8 protein-coding genes are annotated in these 12,844 nt (G+C 52.4%); 4 read left to right on the top strand and 4 right to left on the bottom strand.

Translation table 11 applies throughout. The annotated features are described in order from the left end of the window. Nucleotides 1-49 precede the first annotated feature (49 nt). Together purB and purL are read left to right on the top strand one after the other, a co-directional pair. On the top strand, nucleotides 50-1,381 hold the full coding sequence (gene purB / locus VFG09_00920; GenBank protein ID HET6513694.1) for an adenylosuccinate lyase: 1,332 nt from the start codon (nucleotides 50-52) through the stop codon (nucleotides 1,379-1,381). Next, nucleotides 1,372-5,349 (top strand): phosphoribosylformylglycinamidine synthase, encoded by a 3,978-nt coding sequence (gene purL, locus VFG09_00915; protein ID HET6513693.1) that lies wholly within the window; start codon nucleotides 1,372-1,374, stop codon nucleotides 5,347-5,349. The genes purB and purL overlap by 10 nt, the downstream gene beginning before the upstream one ends. 258 nt (nucleotides 5,350-5,607) lie before the next feature. On the opposite strand, the gene VFG09_00910 is transcribed toward purL, so the two are convergent. From VFG09_00910 to VFG09_00900, 3 genes are all read right to left on the bottom strand, one after another. Then, nucleotides 5,608-5,985: a hypothetical protein gene (locus VFG09_00910; GenBank protein HET6513692.1), complete on the bottom strand. Its 378-nt coding sequence runs from the start codon at nucleotides 5,983-5,985 to the stop codon at nucleotides 5,608-5,610. Further along, entirely contained in the window at nucleotides 5,975-6,349 is a 375-nt protein-coding gene (locus tag VFG09_00905; protein HET6513691.1) for a hypothetical protein, read from the bottom strand. Before VFG09_00905 ends, VFG09_00910 begins: the two co-directional genes overlap by 11 nt. Nucleotides 6,350-6,547: 198 nt before the next feature. Beyond that, the gene (locus VFG09_00900; protein ID HET6513690.1) at nucleotides 6,548-7,090 is read right to left on the bottom strand and encodes an NUDIX domain-containing protein; all 543 of its coding nucleotides are present in this window, start codon (nucleotides 7,088-7,090) and stop codon (nucleotides 6,548-6,550) included. A gap of 230 nt (nucleotides 7,091-7,320) precedes the next feature. On the opposite strand from VFG09_00900, the gene VFG09_00895 reads away from it, so the two are divergent. Both VFG09_00895 and VFG09_00890 read left to right on the top strand, forming a co-directional pair. Further along, nucleotides 7,321-8,040, top strand: coding sequence for an acetate--CoA ligase family protein (locus VFG09_00895; GenBank protein HET6513689.1), 720 nt, complete (start codon nucleotides 7,321-7,323; stop codon nucleotides 8,038-8,040). A 201-nt stretch (nucleotides 8,041-8,241) separates the two neighbouring features. Next, on the top strand, nucleotides 8,242-10,389 hold the full coding sequence (locus tag VFG09_00890) for a bifunctional (p)ppGpp synthetase/guanosine-3',5'-bis(diphosphate) 3'-pyrophosphohydrolase (GenBank protein ID HET6513688.1): 2,148 nt from the start codon (nucleotides 8,242-8,244) through the stop codon (nucleotides 10,387-10,389). Nucleotides 10,390-10,625: 236 nt separating this feature from the next. Here VFG09_00890 and feoB read toward each other — a convergent pair whose 3' ends face one another. Continuing rightward, a complete protein-coding gene (feoB, locus tag VFG09_00885; protein HET6513687.1) occupies nucleotides 10,626-12,611 on the bottom strand; it encodes a ferrous iron transport protein B in 1,986 nt (661 codons plus the stop codon). Between the last annotated feature and the right edge of the window lie 233 nt (nucleotides 12,612-12,844).

The raw sequence follows: 12,844 nt of genomic DNA, 5'->3' as shown, positions 1-12,844 counted from the left end.
TGTTCATAGCAGATAAGGGTTCCCGCATGTTCTTGATAAAGGAGGGACGATGATCGCTCGGTACACACGTCCTGAGATGGGCAGGATATGGACGCAGGAAAACAGATACGCAACGTGGCTTGAAGTGGAGATAGCCGTTTGCGAGGCATGGGCAGAAAGGGGAGAGATCCCGAAAGAGGCAGTTCGTAACATCAGGAAAAAGGCCCGCTTTGATGTGGAGAGGATCGACGAGATCGAGAAGACCGTGAGACATGATGTCATCGCCTTTCTCACGTCGGTGGCAGAGAATGTGGGTCGCGACTCGAGGTTTATCCACAAGGGGCTGACGTCATCAGACATCGTGGATACATCCTTGTCCCTTCTCATGAAGGAAGCTTCGGAGATCATCGTGGCCGACATAAGGGAGATGATGGCTGTTCTGAAGAAGCAGGCCTTCAGATACAAAGACACGCCCTGCATCGGCCGCAGTCACGGTGTTCATGCTGAGCCGGTGACCTTCGGTCTCAAGTTCGCCCTCTGGTATGAAGAGATGCGAAGAAACAGCGAACGCGTCCTTAAGGCACAGGAGGTTGTGAGTGCCGGAAAGCTCTCAGGCGCTGTCGGGACCTTCTCGAATATTCCGCCGGCCATTGAAGAGAGAGTCTGCAAGATACTCGGCCTGAAGCCGGAGCCCGTCGCCACTCAGGTGGTTCAGAGAGACAGACACGCCGAATATCTCTTGACCCTTGCCCTGATCGCAGCATCCATAGAAAAGATCGCTGTCGAGATACGGCACCTCCAGAGGACCGAGGTCCTCGAGGCAGAGGAACCCTTTGAAGCAGGACAGAAGGGCTCCTCTGCAATGCCCCATAAGAGAAACCCCGTCGGCTCGGAAAACCTTTCAGGCCTCGCCAGGGTTGTAAGGTCAAACGCCCTGGCAGCCCTTGAGGACGTGGCGCTCTGGCACGAACGGGATATCTCGCACTCATCGGTTGAGCGCATTATCATACCCGACAGTTCTATCCTCGTCGATTACATGCTCCACCGGCTTATCCGGATCCTCGATGGACTCCTCGTCTACCCTGAAAAAATGAAAGAGAACATGGCGAAGAGTTATGGCCTCTACAATTCACAGAAGGTCATGCTCGCCCTTACCGAAAAAGGTCTTACGAGGGAGGAGGCATACACCCTCGTCCAGAAGAACGCCATGAAGAGCTGGAGGGAGAAGAGGGAGTTCAAGAAATTGCTCTTGAAAGAGAAAGCGGTCAGGAAATATCTCTCGTCAGGAGAGATAGAGGAGATCTTCGATCTCAAGCACTATTTTAAGAATGTCGATTATATCTTTAAGAGGGTCTTCGGCAAGACAGCCAATGAGCGGAGGTCCAAGGAACATTGCCATTAACCTGCTTGTTTAGAAAACCTGCCATCACTGATGCGAAAAAGAACGCCCTTCTTTCAATTGTGAGAGGTTTGGCGCCTGATATCTTCGATCTGGAAACGGAATTATGTTTTTACATCGAATCAACGGGTCCCCTCACCACTGATGAAATGAGACTCCTCACATGGCTTCTGAGTGAAACCTTTGAGCCCGAGAATTTCTCTTCAGAAAGCTTCTTGACTGATCAGCAGGCACCCATTGATCATAACTGTCTTTTTGAGGTCGGGCCCAGAATGAACTTCACAACAGCATGGTCAACAAATGCCGTTTCGATATGCCGTGCCTGCGGTCTGACGACGATCACACGGATTGAACGTTCGAGGAGATACTATTTCGTCAGAAGGGGGCACGGGAAGGCTGGAGGTCAGCCAATGAACACCGAGTTTCTTGCTTCGCTCGTCTCACGGTACTCGCCACTCTTTTACGATAGGATGACGGAATGTCCGTACCCGAAAAGGCTCGAGACCTTCGAGACAGGGATAGATCCTGAGCCTGTCTACGAGGTGAGGGTCATGACGGAAGGCAGAAGCGCCATCGAGGCGATCAACAGAAGACTCGGCCTCGGGTTGGATGAGTGGGACATTGATTACTACTATCATCTCTTTGCCCTCGATATGAAAAGGAACCCCACGAATGTGGAGTGCTTCGATCTCGGCCAGTCCAACAGCGAACACTCAAGACACTGGTTCTTCAGGGGCAGACTTGTTATCGACGGGGCGGAGGTTCCCTATTCCCTCATGGAGCTTGTGAAAGAGCCTTACGAGAAGAACCCCAACAACAGCGTGATAGCCTTCGGGGACAACTCAAGCGCGATACGAGGGTACAGGATAAGGACGATCGTCCCTGCAGCCCCTGGCAGACCTTCTCCCTTCCGGGAGCAAGACCCGACGTACCATCTCCTTTTCACTGCAGAGACCCATAATTTCCCGAGCGGCGTCGCCCCATTTCCCGGTGCCGAGACAGGGACAGGGGGAAGGATACGGGACGTTCAGGCCGCCGGCAGGGGCGGCCTCGTCGTTGCCGGAACAGCAGCATACTGCGTGGGAAATCTCGCCATACCCGGATATCGGCTGCCATGGGAAGACGAGTCCTTCGAGTATCCCAATAACCTCGCTTCTCCACTCCAGATCGAGATAGAGGCGAGCAATGGAGCTTCAGATTACGGCAATAAATTTGGTGAGCCCGTGATACAGGGCTACACAAGGTCCTTCGGCATGAAGTTGCCAAACGGAGAGAGAAGGGAATGGATAAAGCCGATTATGTTCACAGGCGGTGTCGGTCAGATGGACGACAGGCACCTACAGAAGGGAGAGCCTGAAAGGGGCATGCTCGTCATAAAGATCGGGGGCCCGGCCTATAGGATCGGTATAGGAGGCGGCGCTGCGTCCAGCATGATCCAGGGGGAAAACGTGGCAGAACTCGACTTTAATGCTGTGCAGCGCGGAGACGCCGAGATGGAGCAGAAACTGAACAGGGTCATTCGTGCCTGTATCGAGCTTGGCGATGCCAATCCCATCATAAGTATTCACGACCAGGGAGCCGGCGGAAACTGCAACGTGTTGAAGGAACTGATCTACCCTGCCGGGGCCAGGATCGAAATTCGCAAAATCCCGATTGGAGACAAGACACTCTCTGTGCTCGAGATATGGGGAGCCGAGTATCAGGAATCGAACGCGCTCCTCATAAAACCTGAGAAGAGTGAACTCTTCCGAGAGCTCTGCGAACGGGAAAAGGTACTCTCAGCGGTCGTCGGACAGATAACTGGCGACGGCTATGCTGTTCTCTTTGACGAGAAAGACGGCGCCACGCCCGTCAATCTCAACCTCAGAAAAGTCCTTGGTGAAATGCCCCGGAAGACATTCATCTTCGTGAGGAAGAAGCCCGAACTTCAGACGCTCAGACTGCCTGAGAATCTCTCCGTTAAGGATGCCCTCGAAAGGGTCCTGAGACTCCTTTCGGTAGGATCAAAGAGGTTCCTTACGAACAAAGTCGACAGAAGTGTAACGGGCCTCATAGCGAGACAGCAGTGCGCAGGGCCTCTCCAGCTTACGGTTTCTGATGTGGCGGTAATCGCTCAGAGCCACTTCGGGAAGACGGGAGCGGCAATCTCGATCGGAGAACAGCCCGTAAAGGGTTTGATAAGCCCGGCATCGATGGCGAGGATGTCCGTTGCTGAGGCGATAACGAATATCGTCTGGGCCAAGATCAGCAGTCTTGAGGACATACGATGCTCCGGGAACTGGATGTGGCCGGCAAAACTGCCTGGCGAGGGCGCAGCAATCTACGATGCCGCTGTTGCGATGAGAGACATTATGGTGGAATTGGGGATGGCCCTCGACGGTGGCAAGGACAGCCTCTCCATGGCTGCCATGATTGCACGAGATGGCCGGACCGAGGTTGTCAAGGCCCCGGGTGCACTGGTGATCTCGGCCTATGCCACCTGTCCTGATATCACGAAGGTCATTACGCCTGACATCAAAGAGCCCGGCCTGAGCAGACTCCTTTACCTTGACCTCGGGAGGGGCAGGTGCAGGCTGGGGGGGTCGTCCCTTGCCCATGTCTACGGCCAGATCGGAACGGAATCCCCTGATATCGAAGACGCGCAAATGCTCAAGAGGGCGTTCCTTGCGGCCCAACAGCTGATTGATGAGGGGATGATTCTTTCAGGTCATGACATCAGCGACGGCGGCCTCATTGTGGCCCTTCTCGAAATGGCCTTTTCCGGGAACTGCGGCATGGACTTGCGTCTTTCGAGTGATGCAGATACCCTCTCCGTCCTTTTCTCTGAAGAGGCAGGACTCGTCATGGAGTACAGACCAGGGGATGAGGGTAACATCGTTGCCAGACTGAAGAATTACGACATTGACTACCAGATAATCGGCGACACACTAATCGACAAGACGATAACCATACGACTGAACGACGCCACTGTCCTCGATGAGGATATGCGTTATCTCAGGAGCCTCTGGGAGGAGACGAGTTACCACATCGAGAGGCTGCAGGCGGATCCTGAATGCGCCAAAGAGGAGAGGAAGAACACCTATGACAGGAAGGGACCTGCGTTCAGTCTTACTTTCAACCCTGAAGAGACGCCTTTCGCCGTCCTTAACAGAAAGGCAAAACCACGGGTCGCCGTCATTCGTGAAGAAGGGAGCAACGGCGACAGGGAGATGACATCGGCCTTTTACCGGGCCGGGTTCGAGACATGGGATGTTACGATGAGCGATTTGCTCAAGGGTGCTGTTTCTCTCGATGAGTTCAGGGGCGTCGCCTTTGTCGGCGGATTCAGCTATGCGGACGTACTCGACTCCGCAAAAGGCTGGGCAGGGGTGATACGGTTTCATAAGAACATCTTCGAGCAGTTTCAGAGATTCTATTCCAGGGAAGACAGTTTCAGCCTTGGTGTCTGCAACGGCTGTCAACTCTCTGCACTCCTCGGCTGGGTGCCATGGCAGGGAATTGAAGACAGGTTTCAGCCGAGGTTCGTCAGAAACAGATCAGGCAGATTCGAATCAAGATTCAGCACGGTTAGGATACTTCCAAGCCCCTCTCTTATGCTGAAGGGAATGGAAGGGTCAACCCTGGGCATATGGGTGGCCCATGGCGAGGGTCGGGCATATTTCCCCGACGATGAGATGAGGAGGGAGGTTCTGGCAAAGGAACTCGCCCCTGTGAGATTTGTCGATGACAACGGGGAAATCACTGAATCCTATCCCTTCAATCCGAACGGCTCGCCAAATGGAATAGCCGCGCTCTGCACGCCCGACGGAAGGCATCTGGCGATAATGCCTCATCCCGAGAGGACCTTCCTGACATGGCAGTGGCCATGGATGCCCGAGGAATTGCGACGAGGAGCGAAGAGGGACTCACCCCTCACGTCATCGCCGTGGCTCAGGATGTTCCAGAATGCACGGGAATGGTGCGAGGGCTAACCACATGATCATAAACTCCGGGGTCGATGTCCGATGGTAGGCAAGAGTTGCGGTTATTGGCCGGTCCGCTTGTCCGGACTCTAAACGCCTCTTGCCGACAAGCGGATGTCGGCCCCGCAGACAAGATGGACGAAGAATCTGGTCTAAAGGTGAAAACCCATCTGTATCGGTGAGGCATTGGCAACAAGCATTGTTCTGCCGAGATGAACAAGCTCACGCGCCGCCGCACCGTCGACCTTCACAGAGGACCGACTGTTCCTATACCTTCAGTCTCTCTTCCATCTTCAGAAAGCCTTCCTGCATGACCTTCCTGTACTCTTCCCAGCCTTTTCTCCCATTCTCGATCCAATCGCCCATGATCTTTTCGGCACCGGCCAGTATCTGCTTATTCGCATTGATCATCTCTCCGACGAGCCTGTCATTGAGTTCCTGGATCCTCGTGACGCTGTCGAAGGCGGTGTCAAGGGAAAACTTCACCATCTTCAAGGCATTCTCATTCACGCTCTTGATATCAAAACCTGCGAAACCTGTTTTTGCTTCCATTGTTCCACCTCCTTCTCTTGCCATCGTCTTTATTTGTTCTTTCTGCAAGACGCCCCCTTCCGGAACGCCTTTTGCCCTTTCGCTACCTGTCATCACTCCTCTCCTTGCGAGCGGTACTTTGCTTTTTCCTTCCCGCGACTCTTTCATCAGCACCTCCCTCCTGTGATGGGCCTTCCTTGGGGTTACCGAGGGTCCACCAGTCGAACATCTTCCTCGTAAGCGTTTCAACATCCGTCATCGAGACTACCTGCCGAAGCCAGAGACCGAAGAACCCGAAATAGTTTTTGAGATCCCAGCCTGATGTCATAAGCGCCGGGTAGACCCTGTTAAGATCCCGGATATAGGCCCTCAACACGTAAGCCACGTTAATGTCCGGATCACCGAATTTGCTGAGATTCTCTTTCAGTTTTTCGTATTCTTCCACGTCAAGTCTTAAGGTGATCGGTTTCAGCGCCATGGAGTCTCCCTTTCTGACGGCACCATTTTATAGTATTACTGTAATACATTCGTAATAACATGTCAAGATAAATATTTGCTCTTTCGAAGCTGGGCCACATAATTCATAAACTTCGGGATCGGCATGGTGATGGTATCAACAATAGGGATTAGTCGGCAAATGAAAGGGCAGAACACCTGCGGCTCCGGTATCGGACTCTCAGGATGAGTTACGACGTTCACACCTATAGGTGTCTAAGAAGCGCACATAGTTCACATACTCAATCTCACAGTGAGGGCTCAGTATCTGCTTGCCCACAGCCAGATTTATCTCATGAAAACTCCAGAACCTTATCTCATCTATCTCCCTGCGGTTAAAAAAAATCCCACCGATAGGGTCTTCATAGATGCAACGGTAGCTGGCAACCAGTTCGGTCTCAGAGGAGTTGCAATGGATATACGAATAGAGATATTGCAGGTCACAGTCAGTAAGACCGAGTTCCTCCTCCGTCTCCCTTCTCGCTGCGGACAGAAGATCTTCAGCAACGCCCACATGGCCGCCCACTGATGTGTCCCATCTGCCAGGGGCAACGTCCTTGTTCAGGGAACGTTTCTGGAGAAGCAGTTCTCCAGCCTTGTTGAATATGAGCACGTGAACAACCCTATGCATGAGCGAAGGGTTGCTATGGATCTCGGATCTCAACGCAAGACCAATGACCTCTCCTCTCTCATTGACGATCTCTAGCGGTTCATTGATATCCATCCTCCTCATCCTTTCTGATCTCCCAGAGAAGAGGTCCCTTCGCTCTCGTCTGTGCAGACACGTTCTATTTGTTCCTTCTTCTCTTTCCCATCATGGACCATGCGAGAACAGGGAATCCTTTACCGTGATATAATTATGGAATAAAGGACCCAGCTGATGCAAAGACACAGAGTACGACACCTACCATGATCTCCATGATCCCTCCATCTTTACCCAGAAACAGTACGCTATTGAAAACATTCATCGAGAAGGCTGGGGGCAGGAAAGTCTTTCTCGAACATGAGGTGAAGGGGCTTATGAAGGCCATGGGCTTTCCTGTCCCGAGAGGGAGGTTCATCAGGAAGGGCGAGGGCATCATGCCGCATGATGAGCTTCCCTTCCCCCTCGTTGCAAAGGTCTCCTCTTCGGCAATAGCCTCAAAAAGCGATGTCCATGGGATAAGAATCGGACTGAAGAGCGAGGAGGAATTGGCTGTTGCTGTGGCAGATCTTATGAGTATTGAGGGGGCTGAGGGCGTGCTTGTGGAAGAGATGGCTCCGCCCGGACTTGAAGTTGTCGTCGGCGGGACCAGTGACGGGCAGTTTGGCCCCATCGTGATGTTCGGCCTCGGAGGGATATTTGTGGAACTCTTTAAGGATATAGCCTTTGCCCTTGCTCCGCTTAAGAAGGATGAGGCCCTATGGCTTGTAAGGGCGGTAAAGGGATACAGACTTCTCGAAGGGTACCGAGGGAGTCTGACGGTCGATCTCAAGTCGCTGACAGAGCTCCTCGTCGGAATCTCAGAACTTATGGCAACAGGTCTCATTGAAGAGATCGACCTGAACCCTGTCGCCCTCTATCCCGAAGGGGCCATGATCCTTGATGCAAAGATGCTTGCCGCCCTGTCATCTGAGAATGCTCCTTTTCTCGGTCTCACCCAGACTGGAGTCTCTTCGGTAGAGGTCAGTTGATTGATCAGCCCTATTTTCCGAGAAATGGCAGGGAACTCGCTATCCCTGCTAAGAAGGGAGGAGATAATGCTCCTTTCTTCTTGATGGCCCTGGAGCATCGAGCCCGTTCTTTCATCCAGTATACCAGAATACCGGCAGAAGGCGTCGGGAAAGAGCGGTATCATATGCGTCCAGCCGAAACAAAAGATGTATAATAGGACTATGGTTCATGAAGTCCTGACCATCCATTCCCTCATCAATAAGGTCCTCTCCTATAATCCTTCGGCAGATGTGGACTTATTGAAGAAAGCATACATCTTCTCGCGCGAGGCCCATTGCAGCCAGACAAGGATTGAAGGGACACCCTATATTGGCCACCCATTGTCCGTCGCCCACATCCTTGCGGACATGAAGATGGACGGAGCAACGATCGCTTCCGGGCTCCTTCACGATACTGTCGAGGATACGGGAGTTGCGATTCGGGACATCAAAGATATTTACGGAAATGAGATAGCCTTTCTCGTCGATTCCCTAACAAAGCTGAGCAGGATTGAATTCAAGACCAAGGAGGAAGCACAGGCGGAGAACTTCAGGAAGATGCTCCTCGCGATGTCAGAGGATATACGGGTCATCTTCATAAAGTTCGCCGACAGACTCCACAATATGAGAACCCTCCAGTTCCTTCCTGAAAACAAGAGGCAGCGGATAGCAACAGAGACCCTCGAGATCTATGCCCCTTTGGCGAACAGGCTTGGTATTGGCTGGCTGAGACTGGAATTTGAAGACCTGAGCTTCAAGTTCCTCATGCCGGAACTTTATGATGAGCTTGTGATGAGGGTCGCCAAGAGGAAGGAAGAGCAGGAAGGCTATCTCCATGAGGTCGCGCACACTGTCGAGGAGAAGCTTAAGGAGGAGGGGCTCAAGGGCAAGGTGTCGGGGAGGGTGAAGCACTATTACGGGATTTACCAGAAGATGCAGAAACAGGGCATCACCTTCGATCAGGTCCATGATGTTCTCGGACTCAGGATCATAACCGATACCAAGGCAAACTGTTATACGATCATGGGGTTAATTCACTCTCTCTGGACGCCGATCCCCGGAAGGTTCAAGGATTACATCGCCATGCCAAAGTCGAACATGTACCAGTCCCTCCATACGACGGTGATAGGACCGAAGGGAGAAAGGGTGGAGTTCCAGATACGGACTGAAGAGATGAACAAGATAGCCGAAGAAGGCATCGCGTCCCACTGGAAGTATAAGGAAAAGGATACGATCAAGAGCAAGGATAGTAAGTACATAACCTGGCTGCGGGAGCTGATCCAATCGCAAAAGGAGCACCGCGATGCACGGGAGTTCCTCGAGGCGGTAAAGGGAGAGGTCATACCTGAGGTGGTTTACGTTTTTACCCCGAGGGGCGAGATCAAGGAGCTTCCCGTGGGGTCCACGCCCGTTGACTTTGCTTACAGTATTCATACCCAGGTCGGCAACAAGTGCATCGGGGCAAGAGTGAACGGAAGGATCGTGCCGCTCAGGTATCAGCTGAAGAACGGCGACACCATCGAGGTGATAACCTCGCCGACCCACGGACCGAGCAGGGACTGGCTGAAGTTTGTTGTGACTCAGCGGGCAAAGGGTAGGATAAAGCAATGGATAAAGGCAGAAGAGCGGAAACAGAGCGTCGAATTGGGTGCGAAGCTCCTCGAGGTCGAACTGAAGAGGCATCATATCAAACCTGCCACATTAAAAGCTGAAGAGACGCTGAAAGTCGCCAAGGCCTTCGGAATGCAGACTTATGAGGATCTTCTCGTCTCCGTGGGATACGGCAAGATAACCCCCCATCAGGTAGTCAACAGGATTCTCCAGGAAAGACCGATGGAGAAGTCCGAGACCCCGGTGGAAGAGGTTCAGAAGGAACCCAGACCGCACAGAGAACACAAGGGAATCAGCATTAAGGGTATCGACCATATTCTCTACCACACCGCAAAATGTTGCCTGCCCGTGCCCGGAGACGCCCTTGCAGGCTTTGTGACAAGGGGCAGGGGAGTGACGATTCACCGGAAGGACTGTCCGAACCTCGAGCGGCTCGCCGTTGATGATGCACGGCTCGTTGATGTTGACTGGAAGTCTGCCGACGAAGCAACCTCGACAGCGCGCCTCCTCGTCGAGACCGTTGACAGACCGGGCATGATCGCAGACCTGAGCGCCCTGATATCGACGGTAAACGTCAATATAAGCCACATGCAGGCGACGACTACCCAGGACAAGAAGGCACATATCATTCTGAACCTCGAGGTCAGGGACAGACCTCAATTGAACAGCCTTATTCAAAAAATTGCTCAGACCGAGGGCGTCTTCAGGGTGAAGAGGTAGCATCGTTGACCGCGATCTCTCATCAGATGTCTAAAATCCCAATGGCTCACCGTGTTAGGATAAAAAAACGCATGAAGAAGAACCTGCCGGCCTTTTGCCTGACATATTAGCAGCAGGCCTTGTTGTATCTTTTCTGTCCCTTTTCAGTCACGAAAGCGCCGCCGGAAGAGGCCGCATCGACATGCGTGAGCTTCGGGGACCAGTCCCCTGAGTTACTGAGTTCATGAATTATCCGGCTACAGCTTCACCTGGAAAAACCTCAGCACCCAGTTCAACGCTCCCCCCCCGAGAAAGGCGATGGGAAAGACAATGGCCACCATGCCGAGAGCCATCTTCAGCCCTCTCTCTTTCACGATCATAAAGAAATTCGCAAGGCAGGGGATAAAGAGCGTTATCGTGACGAGACTGACAACCGACTGCACAGGGGTAAGGAGACCCTTTTCGGCCATGGTAAAGAGTCCGGCAGCTCCGTAGTCCCTCCGCAGGAAACCGAGGACAAAGGACTCCGTCGTCTTTTCAGGAAGCCCTAGAAGGTTGACAACGACGGGTGAGGCAGCCCTCTCAAGAAGCGTAATGAGATTGAGCTTATGGAGGATAAAAAGGATGAAGGTGCCGAGGAGGAAGAGCGGGACAGCCTCCCTGAGATACCATTCAACCCTTCCTGCTGTCTTTATCAGGATATTCATGGCATCGGGCTTTCGTATCGGGGGAATTTCGAGAAAGAAGTCTGTCCTTTCTCCTTTGACTATCTTTGATGCAAGATATCCTGATACCAACAGGGTGAGCAGAATGCTCCCTGTCCATATCAGGGTCGCCTTGAAAGAGAGGGCGCCGAGCAAGCCGAGGATCACACCGATCTGCGCTGAGCAGGGTATAGCAAGGGCCAGGAGAAAGGTAATGATGATCCTGTCCCTTTTGGTTTCGAGTATCCGTGCGGTCATGACGGCCATCGTCCCGCAGCCAAGGCCAAGAATCATGGGGAGCACGGCCTTCCCGTTCAGGCCCATAAGATTAAAGACCCTGTTGGTCATGATCGCAAGGCGTGGAAGATAACCGCTGTCCTCGAGGATTGCGAAGGCGATGAAAAAGGTTACGGTTATAGGCAGGATGATAGCGATCGCGTAGGTCATAGCAACCGTGATAAGGCCATACTCGCCCACAAGCATCTCCCGGACGATATCAAAGGGCATCAGCAGCTCGACCACCTTGGTGAACATAGGGTTAAGGTAATCGCCAAAGACTGTTTTTTCAAAGAAATTGACAAGGGTCCCGGCGCCGAAGACCCCGACAAATTCATAGAGGAAAAAGAGGACAACGAGCAGGAGTGGGATTCCCCATAAAGGGTGCATGCTCATCCTTCCGATGAATGAGAGCACCTTCCCGCCCTCGGGGGCAATTCTCTTCATCACCTGCCTCGTGATCTCCTCTGCTGCTTCAAGCCTCTTCTGATTGATGAGGGAGCTTATGACTTCAGTGGTCTTTGACTGACATTCATCCCTGAGGGATTCAACCTCCCGTATCCGATCAGGCGAAAGATTCGCGACCAGCCACTCTCTCAGGCTCTCGTCACCGGACAGAATCATGAGCGCGATTGCCCGTTTTGATATGTGTGCTTCAGGCAACAGGTGCGACAGTTTTGCAACGTATTCCTCTATGAGCAGGCCGTAGGTTATCCTTATCCCCAGCGTTGAGGACTTTATCATCAGGGAACTCCTCAACTCCTTAATCCCTTTCCGCTGCGGTGCAACCGTGGTTACGATTTCAACACCGAGGATGTCCTTCAGTCTTTGGACATCGATGACGATCCCTCTGTCCCTTGCTTCATCGTCCATATTGAGGTCGAGTACCATGGGAAGACCCGTCTCCCCAATCTGGAGCGTGAGGAGGAGTGTCCGCCGTAAATTTTTTGCATCAGCCACCTGGACAAGGAGCGACGGGCGCTCCTTGAGGAGAATATCCCGCGTGACTCGCTCATCCTCGCTCATGGGAATAAGACTGTTCACACCCGGCGTATCAGTTAAGAGATACTTCTTACCGTCAAGGGCAATATTACCGTGGGAGACCTCCACCGTAGTCCCAGGATAGTTGGAGACAGTCACGTATTTTCCTGTCAGAAGCCCAAAGATTACGCTTTTCCCGACGTTGGGATTACCGATAAGAGCAATTCTTCTGTAATGTCTGTCCTCTTCCCTATGTATGCGGTCCTCTTCTTGTACTTGCATTCTGTCGGTCACTTTCGGCAAGGCTAATTGAGACTTAATCTCAATTTGAATTTTATCCTTTTCTTCCAACCCCTGTCAAGGACAGAGACCGATCCCAAAATCCGCGATTGATTTATACAGCCCATGTGAATACGTCTGATGAGCAGCTTTTTGAAGGGACTCTTCGCTGGAACAAGGTGATATAGTTGCACGAAGAGCTCAAAAAGATGATTTTTCATCAATCAGGCCATAGA

Source organism: Thermodesulfovibrionales bacterium (genome assembly GCA_035686305.1).
Classification (GTDB): Bacteria; Nitrospirota; Thermodesulfovibrionia; order Thermodesulfovibrionales; family UBA9159; genus DASRZP01.
This window is presented reverse-complemented; position numbering and strand designations above follow the sequence as displayed.

What these genes read in the sequence shown, in the direction of transcription:
- purB (HET6513694.1), top strand. Translation starts at nt 50, where the DNA reads ATGATCGCTCGGTACACACGTCCTGAGATGGGCAGGATATGGACGCAG.
- VFG09_00910 (HET6513692.1), bottom strand. Translation starts at nt 5,985, where the DNA reads ATGACAGGTAGCGAAAGGGCAAAAGGCGTTCCGGAAGGGGGCGTCTTG.
- VFG09_00905 (HET6513691.1), bottom strand. Translation starts at nt 6,349, where the DNA reads ATGGCGCTGAAACCGATCACCTTAAGACTTGACGTGGAAGAATACGAA.
- VFG09_00900 (HET6513690.1), bottom strand. Translation starts at nt 7,090, where the DNA reads ATGGATATCAATGAACCGCTAGAGATCGTCAATGAGAGAGGAGAGGTC.
- VFG09_00890 (HET6513688.1), top strand. Translation starts at nt 8,242, where the DNA reads ATGGTTCATGAAGTCCTGACCATCCATTCCCTCATCAATAAGGTCCTC.
- feoB (HET6513687.1), bottom strand. Translation starts at nt 12,611, where the DNA reads ATGCAAGTACAAGAAGAGGACCGCATACATAGGGAAGAGGACAGACAT.